At 43.2% G+C, this 26,546-nt stretch carries 26 protein-coding genes; 18 read left to right on the top strand and 8 right to left on the bottom strand.

Annotated features, from left to right (window positions below; all coding sequences use genetic code 11):
• Window positions 1–25 precede the first annotated feature (25 nt).
• The 6 genes from aceB (at window position 26) to ACSVDE_RS15985 (ending at window position 6,877) form a co-directional block, all read left to right on the top strand.
• On the top strand, window positions 26–1,615 hold the full coding sequence (gene aceB / locus ACSVDE_RS16010; protein WP_439301852.1) for a malate synthase A: 1,590 nt from the start codon (window positions 26–28) through the stop codon (window positions 1,613–1,615).
• 22 nt (window positions 1,616–1,637) lie between these two features.
• Window positions 1,638–2,921 carry an isocitrate lyase gene (gene aceA / locus ACSVDE_RS16005; protein ID WP_439301851.1) on the top strand — a complete coding sequence of 428 codons (1,284 nt, stop codon included), beginning with the start codon at window positions 1,638–1,640 and terminating at the stop codon, window positions 2,919–2,921.
• A gap of 603 nt (window positions 2,922–3,524) precedes the next feature.
• Complete coding sequence (locus ACSVDE_RS16000) at window positions 3,525–4,715, top strand: Alp7A family actin-like protein (RefSeq protein ID WP_439301850.1); 1,191 nt, start codon at window positions 3,525–3,527, stop codon at window positions 4,713–4,715.
• Window positions 4,716–4,724: 9 nt separating this feature from the next.
• Window positions 4,725–5,285, top strand: a complete 561-nt coding sequence (locus ACSVDE_RS15995) for a hypothetical protein (RefSeq protein WP_439301849.1) — start codon at window positions 4,725–4,727, stop codon at window positions 5,283–5,285.
• A gap of 87 nt (window positions 5,286–5,372) precedes the next feature.
• On the top strand, window positions 5,373–6,551 hold the full coding sequence (locus tag ACSVDE_RS15990; protein ID WP_439301848.1) for a chromate transporter: 1,179 nt from the start codon (window positions 5,373–5,375) through the stop codon (window positions 6,549–6,551).
• A gap of 20 nt (window positions 6,552–6,571) precedes the next feature.
• Window positions 6,572–6,877: an antibiotic biosynthesis monooxygenase family protein gene (locus ACSVDE_RS15985; protein ID WP_439301847.1), complete on the top strand. Its 306-nt coding sequence runs from the start codon at window positions 6,572–6,574 to the stop codon at window positions 6,875–6,877.
• A gap of 17 nt (window positions 6,878–6,894) precedes the next feature.
• On the opposite strand, the gene ACSVDE_RS15980 is transcribed toward ACSVDE_RS15985, so the two are convergent.
• Window positions 6,895–7,980 (bottom strand): acyltransferase family protein, encoded by a 1,086-nt coding sequence (locus ACSVDE_RS15980; RefSeq protein ID WP_439301846.1) that lies wholly within the window; start codon window positions 7,978–7,980, stop codon window positions 6,895–6,897.
• 106 nt (window positions 7,981–8,086) lie between these two features.
• Here ACSVDE_RS15980 and ACSVDE_RS15975 point away from each other — a divergent pair, with 106 nt between their 5' ends.
• The 3 genes from ACSVDE_RS15975 (at window position 8,087) to ACSVDE_RS15965 (ending at window position 9,446) form a co-directional block, all read left to right on the top strand.
• Window positions 8,087–8,443, top strand: coding sequence for an ArsR/SmtB family transcription factor (locus ACSVDE_RS15975; RefSeq protein ID WP_439302027.1), 357 nt, complete (start codon window positions 8,087–8,089; stop codon window positions 8,441–8,443).
• Window positions 8,440–8,892: an SRPBCC family protein gene (locus ACSVDE_RS15970; RefSeq protein WP_439301845.1), complete on the top strand. Its 453-nt coding sequence runs from the start codon at window positions 8,440–8,442 to the stop codon at window positions 8,890–8,892. Before ACSVDE_RS15975 ends, ACSVDE_RS15970 begins: the two co-directional genes overlap by 4 nt.
• A 71-nt stretch (window positions 8,893–8,963) precedes the next feature.
• On the top strand, window positions 8,964–9,446 hold the full coding sequence (locus tag ACSVDE_RS15965) for a DinB family protein (protein WP_439301844.1): 483 nt from the start codon (window positions 8,964–8,966) through the stop codon (window positions 9,444–9,446).
• Between the two features lie 55 nt (window positions 9,447–9,501).
• On the opposite strand, the gene ACSVDE_RS15960 is transcribed toward ACSVDE_RS15965, so the two are convergent.
• The 3 genes from ACSVDE_RS15960 to ACSVDE_RS15950 are packed head-to-tail and all read right to left on the bottom strand — an operon-like array spanning window position 9,502 to window position 10,669.
• Complete coding sequence (locus tag ACSVDE_RS15960; RefSeq protein ID WP_439301843.1) at window positions 9,502–9,897, bottom strand: SRPBCC domain-containing protein; 396 nt, start codon at window positions 9,895–9,897, stop codon at window positions 9,502–9,504.
• Between the two features lie 18 nt (window positions 9,898–9,915).
• Window positions 9,916–10,362, bottom strand: coding sequence for an SRPBCC family protein (locus ACSVDE_RS15955; protein WP_439301842.1), 447 nt, complete (start codon window positions 10,360–10,362; stop codon window positions 9,916–9,918).
• Window positions 10,346–10,669, bottom strand: coding sequence for an ArsR/SmtB family transcription factor (locus ACSVDE_RS15950; RefSeq protein WP_439301841.1), 324 nt, complete (start codon window positions 10,667–10,669; stop codon window positions 10,346–10,348). The genes ACSVDE_RS15955 and ACSVDE_RS15950 overlap by 17 nt, the downstream gene beginning before the upstream one ends.
• Window positions 10,670–10,784: 115 nt before the next feature.
• Here ACSVDE_RS15950 and ACSVDE_RS15945 point away from each other — a divergent pair, with 115 nt between their 5' ends.
• The 3 genes from ACSVDE_RS15945 (at window position 10,785) to ACSVDE_RS15935 (ending at window position 13,389) form a co-directional block, all read left to right on the top strand.
• A complete protein-coding gene (locus ACSVDE_RS15945; RefSeq protein WP_439301840.1) occupies window positions 10,785–11,726 on the top strand; it encodes an AraC family transcriptional regulator in 942 nt (313 codons plus the stop codon).
• A 20-nt stretch (window positions 11,727–11,746) separates the two neighbouring features.
• Window positions 11,747–12,133, top strand: coding sequence for a DUF1761 domain-containing protein (locus tag ACSVDE_RS15940; protein ID WP_439301839.1), 387 nt, complete (start codon window positions 11,747–11,749; stop codon window positions 12,131–12,133).
• An 89-nt stretch (window positions 12,134–12,222) separates the two neighbouring features.
• On the top strand, window positions 12,223–13,389 hold the full coding sequence (locus ACSVDE_RS15935) for an iron-containing alcohol dehydrogenase (RefSeq protein ID WP_439302026.1): 1,167 nt from the start codon (window positions 12,223–12,225) through the stop codon (window positions 13,387–13,389).
• A gap of 44 nt (window positions 13,390–13,433) precedes the next feature.
• On the opposite strand, the gene ACSVDE_RS15930 is transcribed toward ACSVDE_RS15935, so the two are convergent.
• On the bottom strand, window positions 13,434–13,793 hold the full coding sequence (locus ACSVDE_RS15930; protein ID WP_439301838.1) for a Lin0512 family protein: 360 nt from the start codon (window positions 13,791–13,793) through the stop codon (window positions 13,434–13,436).
• A gap of 186 nt (window positions 13,794–13,979) precedes the next feature.
• Here ACSVDE_RS15930 and ACSVDE_RS15925 point away from each other — a divergent pair, with 186 nt between their 5' ends.
• Together ACSVDE_RS15925 and ACSVDE_RS15920 are read left to right on the top strand one after the other, a co-directional pair.
• A complete protein-coding gene (locus ACSVDE_RS15925) occupies window positions 13,980–15,695 on the top strand; it encodes an ABC transporter ATP-binding protein (RefSeq protein ID WP_439301837.1) in 1,716 nt (571 codons plus the stop codon).
• Window positions 15,695–17,530: an ABC transporter ATP-binding protein gene (locus tag ACSVDE_RS15920; protein WP_439301836.1), complete on the top strand. Its 1,836-nt coding sequence runs from the start codon at window positions 15,695–15,697 to the stop codon at window positions 17,528–17,530. Before ACSVDE_RS15925 ends, ACSVDE_RS15920 begins: the two co-directional genes overlap by 1 nt.
• Window positions 17,531–17,579: 49 nt before the next feature.
• On the opposite strand, the gene ACSVDE_RS15915 is transcribed toward ACSVDE_RS15920, so the two are convergent.
• Window positions 17,580–18,923: an MFS transporter gene (locus ACSVDE_RS15915; RefSeq protein WP_439301835.1), complete on the bottom strand. Its 1,344-nt coding sequence runs from the start codon at window positions 18,921–18,923 to the stop codon at window positions 17,580–17,582.
• 180 nt (window positions 18,924–19,103) lie between these two features.
• On the opposite strand from ACSVDE_RS15915, the gene ACSVDE_RS15910 reads away from it, so the two are divergent.
• The 3 genes from ACSVDE_RS15910 (at window position 19,104) to ACSVDE_RS15900 (ending at window position 21,660) form a co-directional block, all read left to right on the top strand.
• Window positions 19,104–19,748, top strand: coding sequence for a glycosyltransferase (locus tag ACSVDE_RS15910; RefSeq protein WP_439301834.1), 645 nt, complete (start codon window positions 19,104–19,106; stop codon window positions 19,746–19,748).
• Between the two features lie 80 nt (window positions 19,749–19,828).
• The gene (locus tag ACSVDE_RS15905) at window positions 19,829–20,395 is read left to right on the top strand and encodes a DUF6944 family repetitive protein (RefSeq protein ID WP_439301833.1); all 567 of its coding nucleotides are present in this window, start codon (window positions 19,829–19,831) and stop codon (window positions 20,393–20,395) included.
• 68 nt (window positions 20,396–20,463) lie between these two features.
• On the top strand, window positions 20,464–21,660 hold the full coding sequence (locus ACSVDE_RS15900) for a class I SAM-dependent rRNA methyltransferase (protein ID WP_439301832.1): 1,197 nt from the start codon (window positions 20,464–20,466) through the stop codon (window positions 21,658–21,660).
• Between the two features lie 42 nt (window positions 21,661–21,702).
• Here ACSVDE_RS15900 and ACSVDE_RS15895 read toward each other — a convergent pair whose 3' ends face one another.
• Window positions 21,703–22,935: a DUF418 domain-containing protein gene (locus ACSVDE_RS15895; RefSeq protein WP_439301831.1), complete on the bottom strand. Its 1,233-nt coding sequence runs from the start codon at window positions 22,933–22,935 to the stop codon at window positions 21,703–21,705.
• A gap of 371 nt (window positions 22,936–23,306) precedes the next feature.
• Between ACSVDE_RS15895 and abc-f the strand changes: the two genes are divergently transcribed.
• Window positions 23,307–25,121 (top strand): ribosomal protection-like ABC-F family protein, encoded by a 1,815-nt coding sequence (gene abc-f, locus ACSVDE_RS15890; protein ID WP_439301830.1) that lies wholly within the window; start codon window positions 23,307–23,309, stop codon window positions 25,119–25,121.
• A 17-nt stretch (window positions 25,122–25,138) separates the two neighbouring features.
• Here abc-f and ACSVDE_RS15885 read toward each other — a convergent pair whose 3' ends face one another.
• Window positions 25,139–26,404, bottom strand: a complete 1,266-nt coding sequence (locus tag ACSVDE_RS15885; protein ID WP_439301829.1) for an ATP-binding protein — start codon at window positions 26,402–26,404, stop codon at window positions 25,139–25,141.
• Between the last annotated feature and the right edge of the window lie 142 nt (window positions 26,405–26,546).

The raw sequence follows: 26,546 nt of genomic DNA, 5'->3' as shown, positions 1-26,546 counted from the left end.
CTGGGAAGGAAGTGTCTGTACGTACATGAAAACAGAGGAAAAAGGCATTCAAATCAATGCTACTGTTCAACCGCAGCATGAAACAATCCTAACACCTGAAGCATTGCAATTTGTTGAAAAACTGGAACGCAAATTCGGTACTCGCAGAAAAGAGCTATTGAAACGACGTGAGATTGTCCAACAAGACATTGATGCCGGGAAGAATCCTGACTTTCTGAAAGAGACCGAAGAGATTCGACAGTCAGATTGGACCATTGCGGCGATTCCTGAAGATCTCCAAGATCGAAGGGTCGAAATAACCGGTCCGGTCGATCGGAAAATGGTCATCAATGCACTCAATTCTGGTGCAAAGGTGTTCATGGCGGACTTTGAGGATGCCAATTCACCTACGTGGACCAATTGTCTGGATGGGCAAATCAACTTAAGAGATGCCATCCGAGGTACAATCTCATTTGAAAATGAGAGTGGGAAGAAGTACGTATTGAATGAAACACATGCTGTACTAAAAGTACGCCCTAGAGGCTGGCATCTAGAAGAAAAGCATGTTCATGTAGATCACCAACCTGTTTCAGCGAGTCTTTTCGACTTCGGGCTTTACTTTTTCCATAATGCAAAAGCACTGATTGAAAAAGGAAGCGGTCCATACTTTTACCTTCCGAAGCTTGAAAGTCATCTGGAAGCAAGATTATGGAATGATGTGTTTATTTTCGCACAGGAAGAACTTGGCCTACCTCAAGGCACCATTAAAGCAACTGTACTTATTGAAACGATCCTTGCCGCTTTCGAGATGGACGAAATTCTGTATGAATTGAAAGATCATTCCGCAGGTCTGAATTGTGGAAGATGGGATTACATCTTCAGCTTCATCAAAAAGTTCAAGAACCGTCCTGAAGTAATCCTGCCGGATCGCTCACTTGTCACGATGACGGTCCCGAACATGAGAGCGTATTCCCTGCTAGCCATCCAGACGTGTCACAAGCGTAATGCACACGCGATTGGTGGTATGGCAGCGCAAATTCCTGTAAAAAACGACCCGGATGCAAACCAAGCCGCATTCGAAAAAGTGCGTGCGGATAAGGAGCGGGAAGTGAAAGATGGTCATGACGGGACATGGATCGCCCATCCTGGAATGATTCAGATTGCAATGGATGTGTTCGATGAACACCTCAAGTCGGCGAACCAAATAGACCTGAAGAGGGATGATCTGACCATCCAGGCAAATGACCTCCTTCATGTACCAGAAGGAAAAATAACGGAACAAGGTGTAAGAACGAACTTGAATGTAGGAATCCGGTATATCGCAGCATGGTTATCCGGAAGGGGAGCTGTACCTATCAACAACCTTATGGAAGATGCAGCTACTGCTGAAATCTCTCGAGCTCAAGTATGGCAATGGATTCGACATCCACAGGGGGTATTAGAGGACGGACGGAACGTAACGGTCGAACTATTCAAAGAGTTGTTAGAGGAAGAAATGACGAAGATCAGTGTCGACGTCGGCAAGGAAACATTTGAGAAGGGTCGCTTTGAAGAAGCGAGGGTCTTATTTGAGGACTTGATCTTACAAGAACAGTTTGAAGAATTCTTAACACTACCAGCTTATCAAAGATTATAAAACCGGTTAGGGAGGAAATAAAGTGAATCAAGATAAAGCGTTGAAAATGCAAATGGACTGGGATACGAACAAAAGATGGGACGGCGTTACGAGACCTTATACGCCAGAAGATGTGATCCGACTAAAAGGATCCATCGATATTGAACATACATTAGCAAGGCATGGGGCAGAAAAGCTGTGGAATCTACTTCACAATGAGGATTATGTGAACGCACTTGGCGCATTGACAGGAAATCAAGCGATGCAGCAAGTAAAAGCGGGGCTGAAGGCGATTTACTTGAGTGGCTGGCAAGTCGCTGCAGACGCAAATCTCTCAGGACAGATGTACCCGGATCAAAGCCTTTATCCTGCCAACAGCGTGCCGCAAGTCGTGAAGCGAATCAATCAAACACTACAGCGCGCAGATCAGATCCAATGCATGGAAGGTAAAGGGGAAATCGATTGGTTTGCACCGATTGTAGCAGACGCGGAAGCAGGATTCGGTGGGCAATTGAATGTGTTCGAATTGATGAAAAACATGATTGAAGCGGGTGCAGCAGGTGTGCATTTTGAAGATCAGTTGTCATCTGAGAAGAAATGCGGACATCTTGGTGGGAAGGTCTTATTGCCGACTCAGACAGCGGTAAGAAACTTGATCTCGGCAAGGTTTGCAGCGGATGTGATGGGAGTACCGACCATCATCGTAGCACGTACGGATGCCAATGCAGCCGATCTGATCACTAGTGACATTGATCCAGAGGATGCGTCCTTTATTACAGGAGAACGGACAGCAGAAGGATTCTTCCGCACAAAAGCAGGAATCGACCAGGCAATTGCCAGAGGACTCGCATATGCGCCATATGCAGACCTTGTTTGGTGCGAAACATCTGAACCGAACCTAGAAGAAGCGAAACAATTTGCAGAAGCAATTCATGCAAAATATCCAGGGAAGCTCTTAGCATATAATTGCTCACCTTCATTCAACTGGAAAGCAAAGCTGGACGATGCAACGATTGCAAAATTCCAAAAAGAACTCGGGAAGATGGGTTACAAATTCCAATTCGTCACACTGGCAGGCTTCCATGCGTTGAATCACAGCATGTTTGAACTTGCTCGACAGTATAAAGATAAAGGGATGGCAGCATACTCTGAGTTGCAACAAGCGGAGTTTGCGAGTGAACAATATGGCTATACAGCAACACGTCATCAACGTGAAGTCGGAACAGGGTACTTTGATGAAGTTGCAAAAGTGATTTCAGGTGGTACATCATCCACCACAGCTCTTGGCGGTTCGACAGAAACTGAACAATTCCAATCAGCAAAATAAATCAATATAGGTGGCCTTTAAGATCCTCTACCCCTTTCGACAGTTTGACAGCATTCATGTCGATTACTGGATCTTATTGGTCACCTATCTTTGTATGGACACCCCCATTTACAAAAAAATACATATGATCGTTATCTTCTTCCTCTTTTATAAGACTCCTGTCCTATTTCTTCCTCTCTATATCTCTTCTTTAATCATTCTCTTATATCTGATCTTACACACAAACAATTCGAACAGACATAGTTCTCATTTCCATATATTCTACTCATCTTTTCATCTTTAAAACCAAACAGTCAAAACCACCCCTCTCAATCTAAATGATAGCTCTATTATTCAGCTTCTAATGAAGAGTAGGGGAGGGGACTTTTTACTATATAAGAGCATGTATACAATAATGTGTACATGTGTACAAAAAGAAAACATGATGTTTACAAAAACGTTTACATGTATACGAATAAGCACACATGCTGTTATACCAGCCGTGTACAAGAATGTGTACATGTACACGCAAAAGAACACATCGAAAGGCTGATTGACTATTTGTCGTTTCTCTAATACCTTTAATCTAGTAACATACTTTTCTCTGAGAGGGGTAATGGAAGAATGACAAAATCAAGAATTGCTGCGGTTGATGTTGGTAATGATGCGGTGAAGGCGAATTTCGGGAAACTTGAGAATGAGTTATACATCCCGAATGTCATCGCAAGGGATATGGAAGATCGACCAGTAATCGGAATAGAAGAATTAGATGAAAAAGACCCACTAGACAATCTACATATTCGAGTACACTCCCCTGCTTTAAAAGAAAACAATGCGATTTACAGAGTAGGTAACTTAGCAACGAAAACAAGCAACTCTACAGAATTGGATCCTGGAAGTAATAAATCAGAAGAAGATCAGACACTTGTCATGTTGTTTGCGGCGATCGCATTAGATGCAGTCGGTTATGAAAATGGAGCAAGTTCGTTCAAGACAGCGAACAATGTCATTGAGGCGAATTATACGCTTGGGACAGGTCTTCCACTGAGAGAGGTTAAGGAAGGTAAGGATGTTGGATATCGTTCACAATTGCTCGGCTCAGTCCATCAGGTTGAATTCCTGATTACACCTCAATTTCAGGGCAAGAAAGTGAATATTAAGTTTGATGAAGTGAAAGTGTATCCAGAAGGATTTGCAGCTTACGTGAACCTTGTCATGGATAACGATTTGAACATCATTAACAAAGAGTTGATCGACAAGCAGATTCTCATCCAGGATATTGGAGGTCTTTCAACAGATATCGCGGTAATCCGCAACCGGAATGTAGATGACGATAAAGCTCAAGGTTTCAACCTAGGTGTAGCTGAGTCTCTTGAACAAATCCGTGATGAAATCCTCACAAAGCACGGTGTTGAACTGGACAGCCGTCGTGATGTAGTCGATATCATTACTAGAAAGAATAATCGTCACCATATCATGGTGAAAGGAAGCCGTACGAACGTCCATGATATTACCGATCGTATTCTGCTTGAACTAGCAAAGAAACAATATCGTTACCTCCGTAATGTATGGCAACGCAACTCCCAATCCGAGATCTGTTACTTTGTTGGGGGTGGCTCTGCAGTCCTGAAGGATTATCTGAAGACGCTGAATAATAATTTGGACGGATTCAACATCGAATTCTTTGAAGATGAGAACGAAAGCATCTGGATGATGGCCAATGCTTACTATAAGTTGATTTCGGATTATATCCGTAAATCAGAGAAAGAAAAGAAAGTAGAGAAGAAAGAGAAAGAGACTTCAGCTGCTAAGTAGGGTGATGGTATGAGAGATTCGAAAAAAGGTGTAGAACGAGGTCAAACAATTACGTTTCGTGTCCCTTCAGATACACCTGATTATCTTTTAAAACAACTTCAAAAGTTGAAAGAGACAGAGAGAAGGAATTTTTCCAGTAGAATCGCTCAGTATGTGATGCAAGGTGTGAATGAATCCCTTGCAAAAGAACGCGAAACCATCACGATCCCTCTCCCGAAGCAACTGACGAAAGAACAGCGAAATTGGATTAAACATGAACATTCTGAAGCGTTGATCGGTACAATCGTTTATCAATTGATGAACGATCCGATGCGTGCAACGACTCTTTTAGCAGCGTTGAACAGTAATTCAGTCGATATCGACCAGGCGTTGTATCTTCAGGAAGAAGCTGCAACGATTCCCTTCCCTGTTCAAAAGGAAAATCAGGAAACACAATCATGGTCGAGCGAAGATGACTTAAATGACATCAACTTGGATACGTTAAAAGATGAAATTCATACAGAAGTCGAGGAAGAGGAAGAAGAGGATGATGATCCTTTAGCGGACTTTTTCTCAAGTATGAATAAATAAGTGATTCAAACCCCTTGTGAACAAGGGGTTTTTTCATTACAGTAAGGATGTTAAAAAAGTTAAAAATAGAGTGAGAGGTCATAAACGATGCGGAAAAAATCACATGCATGGTTAGAAATATTAAGTGCTTCAACAAAGTTAGGCTTTACCTCCTTTGGAGGTCCAGTCGCTCACCTTGGATATTTTAAGAACGAATATATCGACAAGCGAAAATGGCTAGATGACAAAACATATGCGGATATCATTGCATTGTGTCAGTTCCTACCGGGTCCAGCGAGCAGTCAGGTCGGGATTGCAATCGGTATGTTACGTGGCGGTTTAATTGGCGGGCTTATTTCCTGGCTTGGATTCACCCTGCCGTCCATCATCGCACTTGTCCTGTTCGCCTTCTTTTACCAAAACAGTACCATCGATGATGCTGGTTGGATCCATGGGTTGAAAATTGTTGCCGTAGCTGTCGTTGCACAAGCTGTCATTGGAATGGGGAAAAAATTGACCCCGGATAAACCGAGAATCACGATTGCCCTACTGGCTGCAGTACTAACCCTTGCCTGGCCATCTGCAGTTGGTCAACTCGTAATCATTTTGGCCGCTAGCCTTATCGGTCTAATCCTTTATAAAAAGCAAGATGTTCCAGAAATCCAAGAAATGAATGTACCATTCAGTAAGAAGGCTGGCATTATTGCCTGGGCATTATTCTTCGGTCTATTGATCGGTCTTCCGATTCTAAGACCAATCATTCAAAATGGCGCGTTCGATGTTTTTGATACCTTTTACCGGGTAGGTTCTCTCGTGTTCGGCGGTGGGCACGTTGTTTTACCATTACTGGAGCGTGAAGTGGTACCGATCGGCTGGGTGAGCGCAGAGCAGTTTTTAGCCGGATATGGATTTGCTCAGGCTGTACCTGGACCACTGTTTACATTTGCAAGTTATCTAGGAGCTATGATCAATGGTGTGAGTGGCGCTATCATTGCAACAATCGGAATCTTTTTGCCATCTTTCCTGCTCATCATCGGTTCGTTGCCTTTCCTGAATGAAGTGCGTAAGCGACCTAGGTTCCAGGCTGCACTGACCGGAATCAATGCAGCAGTCGTAGGGCTTCTGCTTGCCGCACTCTATGACCCGGTTTGGACAAGTTCAATTCAGACGACATCCGATTTCATGTTGGCGTTAATTCTGTTCGGGTTATTATTTTTCTGGAAATTTGCACCTTGGCTTGTCGTATTGATTGGTGCAGTTGGTGGAATGATTTTGACATATTTATAAAAGGAAATGAGGGATACGGAATGGTTTTAGAAGTCGCTTTTTTTCACATTAAGGAAGGGATGGAAAATGACTTTGAGAAAGCTTTCGAACGAGCAAGTAAGCTTTTCAACAAGGTCGATGGCTACCTCGGCCATACCATCCATGCCTGTGTTGAAACGAAAGGGAAATACATGGTGCAAGTACAGTGGGAGACGCTGGACAGCCATATGAAAGGTTTTGTGGAGTCGCCGATTTTTAATGAGTGGAACGACCAGGTTGGCCACTATTTCAAACCCGACATCTATATGGAACACTTTACAATGGTACATGAAAGAGGAGATGACTAGATGGTCATCTCTTTTCTTTATGCTTTACTGCCAAATAAAATGCGGATGAATGGTATAGGTCGGATTATATAGCGAATAGACAGATAAATCCCTAGATAGCTAAAAACGAGAATTAGAAAATATGAAAGTGTGACCGATAAATTCAATTTCTGAATATAGAAACCTGCTAGAACGATATACGTCTGATGAAGAATATAGATGGTAAAAACATTCTTGTTCAGTTGATGGATCGTTTCATACTGTGTGTTGATATAGCGCTGGACATAACCGATGATGGCGGCTACACATAGGAACGTGTTGACAGCGTATAAGGTTTGGAACAGAACATAGGAAACAGGATCCTCAAAACCGACAGAAAATCCCCAGTACTCTAATAAAAGAACCGTACTCATCGTTATAACCCCGAAACATAAGGAAAATCCACGAGTCTCCTCAAACGCCTTTTCAAATGCTTTTTCTCGTACAAGAAGAAACCCGTACATAAATAATATGAAATAGAACAGTGGATTCATCTCCATACCTAATAAGACAATTCTCGCCAGGATCAATGGAATGGCAAAAAAATAAATACGGTATGACAATGGTCGGTTTGAGAACGCATCCTGTTGTTTTTTCAGCCAGGAATATACGGGCTTAGCAATAAGTGAAAATATGACGAGGTACAATATGAACCACATATGTGCAGGCGTAAATGTACCAGTAAATCCATGGATTGTCTCTAATTTAAAAGTGAAAAACGCTGGGAAATAATCCAAGTAGTGTTTGAAGTCACCTATTCCTTTACTAATGACAGCTATATAACCTTGTGGAGGAACAATGACCAGCACGGCAAAAAGAAAAGGTACAAGTAATCGAGTGAGGCGGTCCTTTACGAAATGATTGTTATTTTTAGAGCTAAGTAGAAAATAAGTTCCAACACCTGAAACTAAAAATAAGATGGGCATACGCCACTGATGCATAGAATGGGCAAATAAATGCATCAGCATATTAGGTTCATCTTTTATGTAAAACGGAACGAAATCATAAATCCTCGCTGTATGATAAGGGACAAGCAAAAGTACGGTTATGACTCGCAACAGATCGATATAGTGTTTTCTCTCCAAAATATCCTCACGCCTCTATTTTCATCTATTTATAGCGTAATACAAAAATGGATGCAATAAAATATCAAGCTTGACGACATTTGAAAAATATCATATAGTTAACCATATGGTTAACTATTATAAAGATAACCTTGATCAAATATTTTCCGTGTTGTCAGATCCTACTAGGCGGAAGATTGTAGAGGAATTGTCGAAAGGCGAAAAAACCGTCAAAAAGTTAGCAGAACCTTTCGATATGTCGTTGCCGGCTTTTACAAAACACCTTAAAATTCTGGAAAACGCCGGTGTAGTAACGTTTAAAAAGGAGGGACGTTATAAGTACTACAGCCTGAAACCAGATGCATTGGAAAGCGCCATTCAATGGATGAACCACTGGAGAACATATTGGGAAAGTCAATTATCAAGGTTGGAAACATATTTCGATAACTTAGAAAATGAAGAAGATGAAGGAGGAAAATCATGATCACAATGCAAACCGAACAGAATTATAAACTTGAACTCAGTCAGACGTATAACGTGAAAAAAGAAAGAATGTATCAAGCATGGACAAATGCAGAGGAACTCGCAAAATGGTGGGGGCCTGAAGGTTATACGACCACTGTTGACCAAATGGACGTTAAAGTCGGCGGTGAATACAAGTTTGCCATGCATCCACCTGAAGGAGAAGCAAAAGTGCTTGTTGGCCGATATGAAGAAGTTGTACAGAATGAAAAGCTTGTTTTTACATGGCAATGGGAAGATGCTGACAATGCATTTCCTGAAACGAAAGTGACTGTACAGTTTGTCGATCAGGATGGATCAACAGAAGTGAAGGTGACTCATGAGCAGCTTCCAAGCGAAGAAGCAGCAGAAGGCCACAACCAGGGCTGGAGCAGCTCTCTAGAGGGAAGCCTGAAGAACTACTTTGCATAACCTGAGAACCACTCGCCGGAAGCGAGTGAACTTTGAAGAATCAAAAAAAAATTGTAAAGGATGGATGAACAATGGATCAAAACTTGATATTCAACCAATTCGAAATGGGTCGTAAATTCTTGATGATGGGTGCAGAACACATTACAGAAGAGAATGCCGATATCATCCCTGAAGGATTTCCGAACAATCTTCGTTGGCAGCTAGGCCATATTCTTGTATCTGTAGAATACTTGGTGTTCATGAAAGCTGGAGAAGAAATGAACTTGCCAGAAGGATATGTGGAAATGTTCAGCAGAGGAACAAGCCCTAAGGATTGGACGACAGAACCACCAAAAGTGGATGTACTGAAAGCTCAATTAACCGACCAAATGGGACGTGTTAGGGAAAAATTCGACGGTAGGCTGGATGAAAAGTTGCCGGAAGTGTTCCAAGCTGGACCGGTTGAATTCCATACAATCGGAGAAATGCTGTTATTCGTATTGTTTCATGAAAGTGAGCATATCGGATGCATCAAAGGCTTGAAAGCCGGTATCAAATCTCACGTAAATGCGTAAAACCTAATCAAACAAAACCCAGGAAGGCTCGTTGCCCCCTGGGTTTCGTTTTCATTTACTTTTGAAGATATTTTTCTATATTCGACCAGTAATTTTCTTGCCACCCTGCTTTCAAATGGTCAGCTTGTCCTTCTGGAAAGCCGATATGATCAAAAACCAGCAACGTTTGATCACCTTGAGGTTTCAGCGTGAATGTGACGATAGAGTAAACACCAGGGTCCCAGTTACCTGCTCTCCATGCTTGAACAATCCGTTCCCCTGGAGTAAGTTCAATGTTTCTTCCGTGGATCATTCCTCCAAAACAAGAGAACGATCCTCCGTCCTCCGCATGAATTTCCGTCGGTGCACCACCTGTCATTGCACTGAATTCTTCAGAATTCAAGAGTAATTCATACAAACGCTTGGGTGTTGTGTGAAAAATAATTTCTTCATGAATCTTCGTGTTCACCATGATTCCCCTCTCCATATCTTATTTAGTAATCGACCATGGATCCTGACCGATTTCATTACCTTCTCCTAGTTGTTTCATTCGTTCTAAATAATGTGTCCAACCCTTGTGATTTGAAGTGACTTTTTCACTTGGGATGTCATAATGGTTCAATACAAGCCGTGTACCTGAATCTTCTGGGATTAGGAGGAATTCCACCGTACTTGAGCCAGGTGGCATGATTTCTGATCCTTCCCATCCCCAAGTCATGACGACCTTTTCATTTGGAATGATGTCGATATATTCACCTATAGCGATATTCTCACCGTTAATATCAATCCGATATTTCCCTCCGATTTTCGGCTCAAGCAAAACCTGCCTGCCCATCCAACGAATCAGTTTTTCAGGGTCGACAAAGAAAGGAAATAAAGTTTCGGGCTTACACTCTATGAAGATTTCCTTTTGCAAAGTCTCAGTCGGTTTCGTCATGCTTCCTCCTTTCTTCCTCTTCTGCTGCTTCTTTTAAGCGTAACAACTGATCGTCCCAGAATTGGTCGATGAATTGCTTCAAGTCTTTGAAGCCTTCCCTTCTTATACGGTAGAAACGTTTCGTACCAGCCCTGCGTACAGAAACAAGACCTGATTGCTCTAAGATTTTCAAATGCTGTGAAATTGCTGGTGCTGAGATATTGAAGTTCGAGGCGATTTCGCTCGAGGTCAGCTCACCACCACGTAATAGATATAAAATGTCGCGACGTGTCGGTACAGACAATGAGTGGATGGTTTGTTCAATCATGACATTAATTTAGCACACACTTAATTAAGTGTCAACTTAATTAGTAGGTCCTCTTTTATAATCCAATGGAATTCGTCGATAATACAAGTATGAGACTTAAGGGAGATATGCTTTTATGACCGATTTACATGAACAGAAGAAATACATATTCAATGTATTAGACTACATAAAACAAAACCTTCATGCGGATTTGTCTTTGGAGAAGCTAGCAGAAGTTTCTACATACTCGCCACATCATTTTCATCGATTATTCAATCGTATTATGGGGGAGACACCCTCTGATTATGTAAAAAGAATACGGATGGAAGAAGCTGCTCACTTATTGATCTATGAACCAAAACGGTCTGTGACGGATATTGCAATGACTTGTGGCTTTTCTTCTCTATCCTACTTCACGTATGCATTCAAAGAATTTTATAAGCACTCTCCAAAGGAATGGCGTGAAGGAGCTTATCTGGAAAAATTCCCGAGACCGTATCTAGATAGCAAGAAATCTAAACAACGTCGCACGAATCTGAAAGAAACGACGGAAAACAAAGGATATAATGAATTCCAGTGGTTGGATTTATCCAGGGTGAAAGTGGAACGGCTGCCAGAACTCCAATTAGGGTACCTTCAACATATTGGGACATATTCTGACGAAGTACATGAAACCTGGGAGAAGATATACCGGTTTTCAGAAACGAGAGATTTGATTATGGAAGATACAATGTGGATAGGCATCCCACATAACAATCCTTACCTGACCCCTGAAGACCGATGTCGGTATGATTGCTGCATTTCTTTACAAGAAAATATGGATCCTGGTACAGGATTGAAAACGACACAATTACCCGAGGGCAAATTCGTCTTTTATGAGTTAGAGACACCTGTTGAATTCAATCGGAGAGATTTTTTAATAGAGTGTTATTCTGAGCTTTATAGCTATTGGCTTCCGAAAAGCGGATATAAATGCTTGAGTACACCGGTAGAGATCATCCAACTCACTCAGCAGCAGGATTCTTTTGATATACAACCTCTCATTAAGAAGATCGGCTTACCCATACAACCGAAATAATACAGAAAGAAGGGATTTCAATGGATTTGAACATTCTCGCAATACTTGTAGGTGGACTTTTATATATGGCATTTGGAGCATTTTATTATTCGCCTGTACTCTTTGGAAATCGATGGGGGCAGTTGAACAACATTGGTGAAGAAGGGATGAAACCAATCAACTTCGTGTGGTCAGGGGTGGTGGCGTTCCTTAGTTCGTTCTTTATGGCCGTCGTTGTAGAGCTGACAGGAGCACAGGACTTAGGATCCGGACTGCTTGTTGGAGCAGTGGTCGGCGTTCTGCTTGGGTTAGGTCTTTTTAAGAATATGGTGTTTGGAATGACGTCCAAGAAAGTATTCGCGATTGCTGTCGGAGATCACTTCATCATTCTCTGTCTGCTCGGCATTTTGCATGCGCTTTGGAGCTAAAGATCGTTTAAAGGACTTATTTATTTCAGTCTTAGGAGGGGCATGTTAAACTTCAGAAGAATCATTTTTGAAGTGAAGAGGTGCTCATGATGAATACATTTTTACAATATAATCCGACTCGTTTATTGTTTGGAGAAAATCAGATTGAACAACTCCCAGAAGAATTAGGGCGTAAAGGCTTGAACGTCCTTGTCGTTTATGGCGGAGGAAGCATCAAGCGCAATGGTGTCTATGAAGACGTTATGCGTGAATTGAAAAAAGCCGAAGCAAACGTATTCGAGCTTTCGGGAGTCGAACCGAACCCTCGTTTATCAACGGTACAGCGGGGTGTGGAGCTTTGTAAAAAGGAACAGATCGATTATCTGTTGGCAGTCGGTGGTGGTAGTGTCATCGATTGTACGAAAGCGATTGCCGTTGGTGCGAAGTATGAAGGGGATCCGTGGGATCTGATCACCCAAAAAGCACCGATTGAAGACGCGCTTCCAATCGGTACCGTTTTGACACTTGCAGCGACAGGTTCTGAGATGAATGCTGTCTCAGTGATTACGAACTGGGAAACGAAAGATAAGCTGGGTTGGGGTTCTCCGCTCGTCTATCCGGCGTTTTCCATATTGGACCCTACGTATACCTACTCAGTCCCTGAGAACCAGACGGTATATGGGATTGTGGACAGCATGTCGCATGCGCTGGAGCACTATTTCCACCGAACAGAGAATACCCCGATGATTGATGGGTTCATCGAGTCATTGCTGAGAACCGCGATTGCAACCGGACCTAAGTTGATGGAAAACTTGCAATCCTATCAGCACCGGGAAACGATGATGTATATCAGTACAACCGCCTTCAACGGTACCCTGATGAATGGGACGGATGGTGGAGACTGGGCAACGCATAGAATCGAGCACGCCATTTCTGCCATTTATGACATCCCGCATGGTGGAGGTCTGGCTATCTTGTTTCCGAACTGGCTAGAGCACGTGTTGGAAGAAGATCCAAGTCGAGTGAAACAGCTTGCGGTCAACGTTTTCAGTATTGAGGATGCTGGAAAAACAGATTTAGAAGTTGCGAAAGAAGGGGCAAAAGCTCTCAGAGACTTCTGGAACTCAATAGGTGCACCGAGTCGTTTAGCCAACTATGATATCAACGATCAGGAATTTGATGCAATCATCGAGAAAACGTTCATCAAACCAGGCGTCGGAACCTACAAAGAAATGAATCCAGAGAGTGTAAGAGATATTTTGAACCGTTCGTTATAATTCATTCAAACGAAAAGCCGGGAAATCCCGGCTTTTTTCATTCTTTAATATCCAACTTCAACAGATGCGTTGACGATATACATCAGATCGTTTTTGTCGCCTTTATCCTCTAATTTAATGCCGCTCGTCGTCGCCATACCACCTTCGATGACCTCTACAGAAACCTTGCCATAAGGAATCGCTTGTTTAATCTCTTCTTGATCGAGTTGGTCCTGGTCACGCGGGACGGCGAGTTTAACGTTCACTTTCATATTTTCCGTTGATTGGTCCGGTAATGTGTTTCTTATTCCTGGCATTGAATTCGTGTAAATCGCATTATCGACCGCACGAACGGCTGCTTTCGTCACGTTTTGACCGTGTACATCAATACCCATTCCAGTTTGGATGAACAGTACTTGTTCCATTTTGAAATACACTCCTTTTTAGTGGGGAATGATATTTTCATTTTGTAATTGCGATTCCCGCTCAACATGAACTTAAACATAGAGTACAGTCTGGATGAATAAACTAAGAAGAGCGACCTTATCGGTTCGCTCTTTTTTCGATATCCTGTATAATTGTACCAACTCTAACTTAGGTGTGAAGATCATATGCGCAAAGTGTTTTCCTATTTACCTACATATAAATTTTCTGTTGCTGTAGCACTATCTCTAATGGTTCTTGAGCTAATTGTCGAGCTCATGCAACCTTTACTAATGGCGAAGATCATTGACGAGGGTATTGTAGCGGAGGATATGTCGGTGGTGACCATTTGGGGTGGCGTTCTGTTGGGATTATCGCTAGTAGCTTTTGCGGCTGGAATCATCAATTCTTATTTTGCAGCCAACGCGAGTCAAGGTGTCGGCCATGACATTCGTCGGGATTTGTTTCAAAAAGTGCAGGCGTTCTCCAGCAGGCACTTCCAAACCTTCACGACACCCGGACTTGTAACCCGGATGACCAATGATGTTACACAAATACAAGGTGTGCTATTCATGCTCATGAGAATTGCGCTCAGAGCGCCACTTTTCATCATCGGTGGGATTGTCATGTCCTTTGTTGTCCATCCAGGTCTTGCGACGATTCTTGTACTGTCCGTTCCTATTCTCCTTCTATTTCTGTTCTGGATTTTGACGAAAGGAATCGTTTTATTTCGGAAGGTGCAGGGAAAATTGGATCGGATGAATACGGTGTTACGTGAAAACCTTTCTGGAATTCGCCTCATAAAAGGATTCAACAGAAGCAAGTACGAAGAAGAACGTTTTCAAGACGTGAACAAAAACCTCATGAATGACAATAAAAAAGCTTTATGGATCATGGAAGTCGCGATGCCGGTCGTCATGCTCGGCATGAACATCGTCATCCTGATCATCCTTTGGATTGGTGCCATCCAACTGGAAACGGACATGGTCAAAGCGGGAGAGTTGGTCGCCATCATCAATTATGCGACGAAGATCATGTTCACTTTCTCGGTGTTTACGTTCCTCATTATGAACTATTCAAGAGGGAGTGCTTCTGCAGCAAGAATTACAGCGGTTTTAGAAGAGGATACAAAGGCTATACATGCAACCGATCAAGCGTTAAAGCCTGACGTGAAAGGCGGGGTTTCGTTTGTAGATGTTTCTTATCAGTATGATGCTGACCAAAGGGTTCTACAGAACATTTCTTTTGCTGCAAAACCAGGAGAAATGATTGGGATATTAGGGGAAACCGGATCGGGTAAGACGACCCTTCTGAACTTGATACCGCGCTTGTTGGAAGAAACAGAGGGAGACATTTATCTTGATGGGTACCGAATGAAGGATTTGGACGTCGAACATGTCCGTAACCAGATCAGTGTCGTGCCTCAGGAAGCCCACCTTTTTTCAGGTAGTTTAATTGAGAACATCCGGTGGGGAAAAGAAGATGCTACAAAGAAAGAAGTCATATCAGCAGCAAAAGACGCTCAGATCCATGAGTTCATCAAAGGACTGCCAGACGGATATGAAACGATACTTGGCCAAAAAGGGATTACGTTTTCAGGTGGTCAGAAACAGCGTTTGTCGATTGCAAGAGCACTCGTGCGTAAGCCGAAAATCCTCATTTTGGACGATAGTACGAGTGCATTGGATGCCCATACAGAAGAAAGGCTGCTCAGTACGCTGAGACGCCAGAACTGTACCGTGTTCCTTGTCGCACAGAAAATCAGCTCGATCCAGAATGCCGATCAAATTCTTCTTTTACATGAAGGGGAAGTGATTGGAATCGGTGATCATCGTTCCTTGTTGAAGGAGAATCCTTATTACCAAAGTGTCTATCAGTCCCAAATGGAAGAGGATGTGATCTGATGAAACGAGATTTGAAAGAGACCAACAAGACACAGCACACTCCTCGTAGGAGGCATCAAGGGATCGGGACGAAACCACCTAAGGTAGAAAATATGGGCGTGACCTTGAAGCGGATATGGTCGTACATGGCAGGGGAGAGGAAACGATTCATTCTGATCCTATCGATCGTCGTCATCAGCTCGGCATTATCCTTGTTAGGACCTTATTTACTGGGAGTTGCTGTCGATGCCATCATCGCAGACCCTGTCACGGATACGCTCCTGGTAATGGCGGGTATCCTTCTAGGCGTGTATATCCTCCAATCTGTGACGATGTGGCTTCAGAACTATTGGATGATCGGAATCTCCCAGAACACTGTTTTTGCCATCCGTAATCATCTCTTTTCTCACTTGCAGCAGTTGCCGCTGCTGTTTTACCAGAAACGTCAACAGGGAGAGCTGATGAGCCGATTGACGAATGACATCGAGAACATCAGCCGGACCTTGAATTCAGCCATCATCCAGTTCACGACAAGTATACTGACCATTACGGGAACAATCGGGATGATGCTATGGTTAAGTCCGCTGCTCACCCTTTTAACGTTGACGATCATTCCGGCGATGTATTTCGGGATGAAGTGGATCACGAAACGTACGGGCCGATTTTTCAAAGAACAGCAAAAGCATTTGGGTGATATGAACGGTTATGTAGAAGAGATGTTTTCGGGGCAACAAATTGTGACGATGTATTCTCAAGAAAAACGGGTCATTGAAGAATTTTCCCATAAAAATCGATCCTTGAAGGAAGCCAGTTACTGGGCCCAAACCTATTCGGGATTCATCCCTAAATTGATGAATATGTTGAATAACGTCAGCTTCGGAATCATCGTCGGGGCAGGTGGATTGCTGGCCTTGAATGGAATCATTTCCATCGGAATCATCGTCACGTTCACGACCTATTCAAGACAATTTACGCGTCCCCTGAATGATTTAGCAAACCAATACAATATGATTCTTTCTGCAGTTGCAGGGGCGGAGCGGGTATTTCAAATCCTTGATGAAGCGGAAGAAAGTGCACAGGATGATAAAGCGGTCGATATCGAACGTATTCAAGGAGATATTACATTTCGATCGGTCGATTTTTCGTATGAAAAAGATCAGCCAATCCTGCAAGATGTCAGTTTCCATGCAGCACAGGGCGAGACGGTTGCACTTGTCGGACCAACAGGGGCAGGGAAAACGACCATCCTATCTTTGCTCTCCCGTTTTTATGAACATGAAAAAGGTGAGATCCTCATTGATGGGAAGGATATCAAGACGATTACGAGAGATAGCTTGAGAAGGCAAATGGGGGTCGTCCTTCAAGACTCGATTCTTTTCCATACGACTATCCGTGAAAATATCCGGTATGGAAGATTGGACGCTACAGATGAAGAGGTAGAAGAAGTAGCGAAGGCTGCTCATGCCCACGATTTTATCTCAAGATTGCCTGAGGGGTATGACACCATTCTGGATTCGGATGGAAAAGGGATCAGCCATGGGCAAAGGCAACTGCTCTCTATTGCTAGGGCGATGCTGGCGGATCCAGCATTATTGATACTAGACGAGGCGACGAGCAGTATTGATACGGTTACTGAAATGAAGATCACCGATGCGTTGGATAAACTGATGGAAGGAAGAACGAGTTTCGTCATCGCCCATCGGTTGAACACGATTCGGAATGCAGATTGCATTTTGGTGCTACATGAAGGCCGGATCATAGAAAAAGGCAACCATCACGAGTTGCTACGAAAAAATGGCTTCTACGCGGATCTCGTCCATACTCAGTCAGGTCGTGCAGAAGTCGTCAATGAATAGAAAAAGGGTGTGCCATTTGCTGGCACACCCTTTTTTCGTTGTGGTCAATTCATCGAGCTTGTGCTGCATTTTTACGATAGAGAACCAATAATCCGAAGGCAAGTGTCATAAGGACAGTGGTTGTGAGGTACGTAAATTGGAAATCGAACTCCGTATACGTATCTCCACTCAGTTCGAGTAAGATCCCTCCAAGGACCGCTCCGGTCGCACTTCCGACAAATTGCGTGAGCTGTTTCAAACCGATTCCCGCTGCAGCCTGCTCCCTCGGCAGGATTTGTGAAACCTCGTTAGTCGAACTCGAGGAGAGACTCGAAAACCCAAAGCTTGTGAACATATAACCGAACATGATCATGTATTCGTTGATTGGCGAAAGTAAGCCGAATATCAAAGTGGATACACCGAGCATGAGGGTTGCCCAAACCATGACACGGATATTTCCATAGCGATCGATCAGTCTGCCGACATAAATTGCCGCGACCGCTGAGAACATCGCTCCTGGGAAAATGATCAATCCGACGAGGGATGGGGACTTTCCAAAAATCTGTTCAAGCATGATCGGCATCAATAACAAGATGGCGAAATGCGTACAAAACCCGAAAAAGCTGATGTATAGTATCTTCCGGTATCCCTTATTCTGAATGAGCTTCGGCTGGATGAACGGGATGTCGACGCGGGTGATTCTTAACCAAAGGACAAAAGCAAGCACGAAGAATGCAGCGATGTAATACCATTCTCTCGTTGAAATGAAGAGCAGGAACGAAGTGATTGTCAACCCGGTCAGCAATCCACCAATCACATCGAATCGTCCTTTCCGAATCTCTTCTAGTGGTAGTTGGCGAAAAATGATAGGAATGACGAACAACACGAACAACGTGACGATGAATAAGAAATTCCAGTCAAACGTATTCGTAATCCAACCCCCGACTACAGGACCTAGACCGAAGCCGAATGAAGCGGCAGATGCGATCATCGCCATTGCCTGACCTCTTCTTCGCTTCGGAATGAACCTCCCTGCAAAGACCATGGATAAGCCGGGTATCGCTGCTGCTCCGGCAGCTTGGCACAATCGGGCGATCATCAACCAGACAAAATTCGTAGCAAAAAATCCGAGGATGGATGCGAGACCGAAAATACCAATTCCCGTTATGAGTAATCCCCTGATCGGTAAATAATCCGAAAGACGCGTATAGGTGATCGTAAAGATCGCGAGGACAATCGAATACCCCGATACAATCCATGCGCCTTCAGAGGCTGCCAATTGGAAGTCTCTCAAGATCGTCGGCAGAGCTACATTGAACATTGTCGTGTTCATGACGACGAGCAACACTGCCAGACTCAATATGAGTATCGTGCGTTTATAAGAAACAGATGGTTCTTCTGTTGCTTGATTCATACGAATTTGCTCCTTCTTTCTGAACATCACCGAAAAACTATAGCATAGAGCCTATCTTTTTAAAAATGATAAGACTTTCATAGTCATTGTCCTTATTATGGTGAAAATCAGAATGAATTAATGAACGGAAGCCAAAATAATGAAGAAAACGACAACCCTATCCATGAAAGGAGTTCTAAAATGAAAAAGATATTCGTCTTGAAAACGATCCTACTGATGATGATGGCTTTCGTCTTATCAACGCCATTACAAACTGAGGGGAAAACAAGAGTTCAACAGTCTTATACCCAAAAAGAGGCCGCATTAACATTTGACATGCGTAAGCTATGGATCGACCATACGATTTGGACGAGGAATTATATCGTAAGTGCCCTTGCTGGCGCTGATGACCAGGATGCTGCACTTACAAGGCTGCTTCAAAATCAGAAGGATATCGGAAACGCGATCAAGCCTTATTACGGTGAACAAGCAGGAAATAAGCTCGCTGAGTTGTTGACGGAGCATATCGTCATAGCTGGACAACTGGTGGAAGCCGCAAAGAACAAGGATCAAAAGAATGTTGATCAATATAACAAGGAATGGTACCGAAATGCAGATGATATCGCGACATTCTTAAGTTCAGCGAATCCGAACTGGTCCAAGAAAACCTTGAAGGGATTGTTGGACGAACATTTAGTCCTTACATTCGATGAAGCTGCCGCGCGCTTAGAGAAGAATTGGGAAGCGGATATCAAGGCTTTTGACGATGGGGAAGTGCACATCATCAAACTGGCAGATACTTTATCAGAGGGCATTATCAAGCAGTTCCCGAACAAATTCAAATAACCTCTCTATTATTCCTCTCGAACAGTCTCTTTCGGACATGAATATGATTTAGAAAGAGATGAGAGAGGAAGGTGGTGGGAGTGGGCAAAGGAAATACCCAGGTTATTGAAATAACGGGTTCTTGGACGCAAGCTGTCGGTACAATTCTCTCGGCAATCGGTAGTACGCCGAGTTTTCAATTACCGAAAGAAGTGAATAAGCAATTGAGGATTGTCGGAAACGTTCTTCAAGCGCTAGGTAATGCCATCCAAGCCTTTGGTGCACCCATCACCCTAGAATCAACAGGGAACCGGATACAAGCTGTAGGGAACTTGACGGTCATTTACGGGATTGTGGCAGAGCTCCCGTATGTGCAAAAACAAGAATATCAGATTGCAGGGAACTGGCTTCAAGCGCTAGGTGCCCTGCTTGCTGTGTTTGAACAATTGAAGGATATCCGAAATGAGTTTCTGAATATTTTAGGGAATACGTTGCAAACATGGGGGAATTCACTGCAAGCGATCGGGGGTATTCTCGGTCTAAGAGGGGATCAGATCACGAGTACATCCCTAGGGGTCAATGGAAGTTGGATTCAGGCATTGGGATCCGTGTTCACTGCAGGAGGTACGACTTTCCAATCGGTAAAGGATGAAAGTGATGATGATTAAAGATGGCTTCATTCCGATATCATGATACTATGTAAAAAGAAATCTTCTTAAGTAAGGATGTTATAAATATGAGTGAAGCAGTAACGGTAAAGATAAAATCAAAGTTTGCCAACCGTTTTCATGACGGTTATCCGCTTATTTTCAAAGAGGCAGTGGTGAACCTGCATGACTTGAAGGAAGAAGGGGCTCTTCTGGAGCTTGTAGATGAGCAGAACAGGTTTATCGGAAAAGGGTATTATGGGCAGCAGAACAAAGGATACGGATGGGTCCTTACGCGGAAAGAACATGAGGCGATCGATCAGTCTTTCTTCAATCGAAAATTGAAAAAAGCGATGGATTCCCGACAAGCATTCTGGGATGACCCGAATACGACAGCCTTCCGGTTATTTAACGGTGAAGGAGATGGAATAGGCGGATTCACCGTAGATTATTTTGATGGCTATTTACTGATCAACTGGTACAGTGAAGGCATTTACAGATTCAATGAATTCGTTATGGAAGCATTGAAAAGCCATATGGATTTCAAAGGCATTTATGAGAAGAAGCGGTTCGATCAGAAAGGACAATACATAGAAGATGATGATTTCGTCTTGGGGGAACGGGCTGAATTCCCGATCGTCGTAAAAGAAAACGGGGTCCACTTCGCTGTTTACCTGAATGATGGTGCGATGGTCGGGGTATTCCTTGATCAGAGGGATGTACGGAAAAGCATCCGGGATCATTATTCGAAAGGGAAGACGGTTCTGAATACGTTTTCGTATACGGGTGCTTTCTCGGTCTTCGCAGCACTTGGTGGAGCTGAAAAAACGACCAGTGTAGACCTGGCGAATCGTAGTATGGCTAAGACCATTGAACAGTTCAGTCTGAATGAGATCGATTATGAAGCACAAGAAATCCGCGTAATGGATGTTTTCAACTACTTCAAATATGCTGTGCGGAAAGAGATCAAGTTCGACATCGTCATCCTCGATCCTCCGAGCTTCGCGCGTTCAAAAAAACATCGATTCAGTGTAGCGAAAGACTACAAGGATCTGATCAAGGATGCGATTGCCATTACAGAAGACAAGGGAACCATCGTCGCTTCCACAAACTATGCTGGATTCGATATGAAAAAATTCAAGTCGTTCGTCGATCAAGCCTTCAAAGAAACGAGCGGCAAATATAAAATTCTTGAAGAACATTCTTTGCCTGAAGATTTTAAAACGACAGAAGCTTTCCCGGAAGGTAATTACTTGAAAGTACTGTTCATCCAAAAAATCAGATAGACAAAAAAAGCTGGCTCGAAATTTCGAAGCCAGCTTTTTTTTCTAGGAAATCTCACGCTCTATTTGGTCTGTTCTTCGCATCGGTTGTTTCCGTCCGTAGGTCAATGTACGCCATAACCATTCAAAAGGACCGAATTTGAAATGCTTCAACCAATAGAGGCTGAACACGACCTGTAAGGCGAAGAAACCAAGTGTGAGCAACAGTCCCGCCCACAGACTCACTTTCCCGTACAGATCAAATCCTAATGCAAGAGTGACCGCAAACATCGTTTGTAGAAGATAGTTGGTTAGAGCCATTCGGCCAGCTGCACCGATTGCTGCAATCAGCTTCGTCAGTGGAGATTTCACCATGAACAAGACAAGTGAAAAAATATAGAACGTGGCTAGAAATAACCCGCTTATCTGCTGCACCAGGAAATGCACGGTCTCTTGGTGGTAGCCATAATCAATCCCCTCAAGTTGCACCACGGCAAGCCAAATCAGAAGTGGTAATGCTAACAGACCACTTACGACCCACACTTTTCGAATGAAAGGTAGATGGGAGGCTGCTTCGGTTATGTATCCTTTTTTCGCAACGTACAAGCCCAATAGGAAGAGTGCAAGAATCATCGGTGCACTGAATAGATAGAGTTGTAAGATCGGCATCACTTCGTTCGACAAACGATATCCGATCAGTTCGCCATAACCTGCCCCAGTGTAAATCTCGAGCGACTCATCGACTTTCTTGTTCCCTACTGTTTCATTCATGTAAGTTACAGATTCCATATAGGAGGAAGGGATGAGAAGTTGTGTAGCTGTAAAGGCATAAAAGAGTACGAGTAACGAAATCGCCCAGATTAAGACCGTTCTAGCTTTCCGGTAATAGAATAAGAGCAGGAAAAACCCAGTCAATGCATAGGTGTGAAGGATGTCCCCATACCATAAGAAAACAAGATGAAGTAAACCGAACAGAAGAAGGATAAACAGTCTCTTTGAGAAAAGTTTCCTAGGTTTGTCTGACTTCAATTCCGCTCTGGATAGAAAGATGTAAAAGCCGAATCCGAACAAGAAGGAGAATATAGGATAAAATCGAGCTTGAACAAACAAATCGAAGAAAAGGCGTATCCATTGATCCAGTCCCTCATAAGGAATGGATAAAGAATAGAAATCGTATTTAAAAGCTGGTGTGAAGAAGGATGGCATATTGACTAGGAAAATGCCCAGAAGCGCAAGCCCCCTAAGGACATCGATCGTTGCAATACGCTGGTTAGTAGATAATGGACCTGGCTGTTGCATAACGTTGAAACCCCCTCGACGATGAAGTGCTTATTATTTTGTTCCATGTGAAACATTTTATCATAATTGTTGGAATTATCAGGAACATATGTATATAATAAAAACAGAAGTTTAAGGAGGTATCGAATCGACAAGTCATGGATTCCCTAAACATTTTTCGCGTAGCTTAATACGAAAAATGGCTCTGCCTGTAATCAGAGTATAGGGATAAGTGTGTCTAAATTCGATATCGTGTTCATATGTCGTTTTATTTTTTCATGAATTTTATCGCTTTCATGAAGCATGACTCCAATGATCTGAAACCACAGGCGGACGCCTGTGGTTTTTTATGTACACGAGCGATGGCAAATGAAAAACATTGGAGGGATTCGATGCTAGTATTGAAAGCGGATGAGGTATGTGTAGAACTGAACGGCAACCTCATTTTTGAAAAGGCGAATATAGAAGTGTTCCATGGCGACAAGATTGCACTCGTCGGTAGGAACGGTATAGGGAAAACGACATTCATTCAAAGTTTAATGGGAAAGCAGGCAATCAAACAAGGCTCCATCCATCACGGCGTGAAAAAAGAAGACTGGGGCATTGTGCTTCAGCACTCTGAAGCAGATGAAGATTTGAAGCTCCGCTCTTTTGTGGAAAAAGGAAACAGAGACTTGTATCAAGCCAAACAAGCACTCCGTTTTGCTGAGGAAGAGTTGAGCATGCATCCTGAACAAATGGATGTGTTGAACCAATATAGTAATGCGCTACAACATTTTCAAGAGCTAGATGGGTATGAGTGGGAGGCTTCCGTTGATCGATGGATGCTACAGCTTGGACTGCCGAAATCCGTTTGGGATACACCTCTTGTCAATCTGAGCGGTGGACAGAAGACACGTGCAAAGCTTGCAAAGGTCATGCAGCGAGAGCCCGCTTGCTTATTGTTGGATGAACCGACCAACCATCTCGATCTAGAAACGATGGATTGGCTGGCAGATTGGCTTAGCACATACAAAGGGACGGTATTGTTCATTTCACATGAGCGTGCATTCATCGACCGCGTAGCTAACATCACATATGAGCTTTCTGAAGGCGGTACCAAGAAATATCACGGCGGCTATACGTCTTATAAGAAGCAGAAAGAGCATGAACGTCAGACGGTGGAGGCGGCTTATCAAAAACAACAAGCTGAAAAGCGTGCATTGATGGAGGCGGTTGCTAACTACAAGCAGTGGTTCCAAAAGGCTCATAACTCGGCAAGTGAGCGTGATCCGTTCGCCAAAAAGAAAGCGAATAAAAATATGACGCGTTTCAAGGCAAAAGAAGCTGCCTTAGAAAGGTTGGAAAAACAGAAGGTAGAGAAGCCGAAAGAAACTTCAAAAATCAAGGTTGAACTGGAATCGAATGCTCTAAGCGGCAGAACGTTCGTCCGGTTTGAAAATGCGTCCTTTCACTATGAACGCCAGACTGATTTACTCGAAGGAATCAATTTTACGATTGAGAAAGATGACCGGATCGCCGTTGTCGGTAAGAATGGAACAGGCAAAACCACTTTATTGAATTTGATTACGGGTCAGTTGTCCCCGACAGAAGGAATCGTCCATCATCATCCACAGTTCAGACCCGGGTATTTCATGCAACAGCTCGAAGGACTGCAACCCGACTCGACCATTCTGGATCAAATTCTTGAGCTTCCTGGTATGACGGAGTCAGAAGCCCGTACCATTTTGGCGTGCTTTCTATTCAGGAGAGACACGGTTTATAAAAAGGTGAAAGACTTAAGTATGGGAGAGAAGTGCAGAGTCGCATTTGTTAGATTATATTTCTCCAACGCAAATCTACTCGTATTGGATGAGCCGACGAATTATCTGGACATTGAGACCCGGGAACGGATCGAGGATGCTTTAGCAATCTATCCAGGAGCCGTCGTAACGGTTTCACACGACCCTTACATGCTGGAAAAAGTAGCAAACAGGGTTCTATCATTAGATGACGGTTTCTATGATTATAGAGGCTCTTACAAGGAATGGAAGGGGCACAGGCAACGGACCAATGAGGAACAATGGACCGACAATGAGATCGATCGTTTGAAGCTGAAACTTTCCAATCTGATGACTTCTGAGATCGACCCTGCACACGAAGAAGAGTTGAATGCAAAAATAAAGGAGTTAAGAGATCAGATTCATGACATTGAAAAAAGAGGTTGAGCCATCGGCTCAGCCTCTTATGCTTCTTCATGGTTATCCATTGTGCTCGGCAATGAAATCGTGAAAGTCGTACCTTGGTTGATTTGGCTCTGGACATCGATCGTACCTCTCATCCGACGGATGATCTCGAAGCTTACCGTCAGCCCGAGTCCTGTTCCTTGATCTTTTGTCGACAAATAAGGGGTTCCGAGACGTTTTAACTGATCCTTCGGAATCCCGCATCCATTGTCCTGTATCGTCACTCTGATCGATTTGCCCTGCCGGGTAGCAGACACATGCATTTTACCGGAACTATCTATCGATTCAATGCCGTTTTTCATTATATTGATCAATACTTGCTGAACCTCATGTTTAAAACACTTTACTTTCAAATCGTCATCAATCGCTTTGGAGATTTCGACATTGTTGATGATTGCATAGGTGGAAATGACTTGTACAGAATCATTCAACACTTTCGTAAAGTCAATGACTTCAAAGGAGCTTTGTGTCGGTCTCGATAGCGACAAATACTCGTTAATGATCATTTGCGCGCGATCGAGCTCTTCAATCGAAATCGAGATGAATGAGCGATCCGACTCTGGTATATGTTTGCTGTTGCTCAGGATTTGCAAGAAACCTCTGACGGTTGTCATCGGGTTCCGGATTTCATGTGCAACGGAAGCTGCCAATTGACTGATGGCGTTCATCTTCTCGACATGTTCCAGCTCACGATTCAAGCTCAGCTGTTTTCGCAAGGTTTCAATCAAGGCTATCACACATATGAGCGTGATCAAGGTGATGATGGATAAAAGGATATTCAATACCATCTGTTCTGTATTGCCGCTTGTAATGAGATATAGCGTCCTAGTCGAAGCGATGACAAGATAAAAACAAGACAGGATCAAGATTTTATATTTGTTCGATTGTCGGTGATAAATCTTATGTAAAAGAATCAACACAACAGAGGCAATCACATAATTCCCTACTGTTGGCATGAAATCCTCAGGTGTAAGTACATATGTCAAACCAAACATCGCGATCGTCAATGACACCCCAGGAAAGGCACCGCCATACATGTACGCGATGATGATAGGTATAATTCGAAGATCATACTTGAATTCTTCTGAATAGACGGCTGGTAATGACATTGTCAGAACGAGCGACAGGATCAACGTTAAGAAAAATTTAGACACAAAAATCTTTCCCCGCACTTGTTCATCTTCACGCATGAAGACGATATAAAAAAGAGTGGGGAATAGGATGAAAAGAACATTGACGAGAATGTCTTTTACAATAATCCACATAAACTGACCTCATCCGTTAAAATTTGTCTTTCATTGTCCAAAGGGTATTCATACATTGCTTTCAAAACCATCTCATCTCTTTTACTTCGTTTTTGCACCTTCAAATCCTTTTTTCGATTACTCGGATACTGAACTTTAGTAA

Origin of the sequence: Pseudalkalibacillus sp. Hm43, assembly GCF_051842935.1 — a bacterium.
In the GTDB taxonomy this organism is placed as follows: Bacteria; Bacillota; Bacilli; order Bacillales; family Fictibacillaceae; genus Pseudalkalibacillus.
This window is presented reverse-complemented; position numbering and strand designations above follow the sequence as displayed.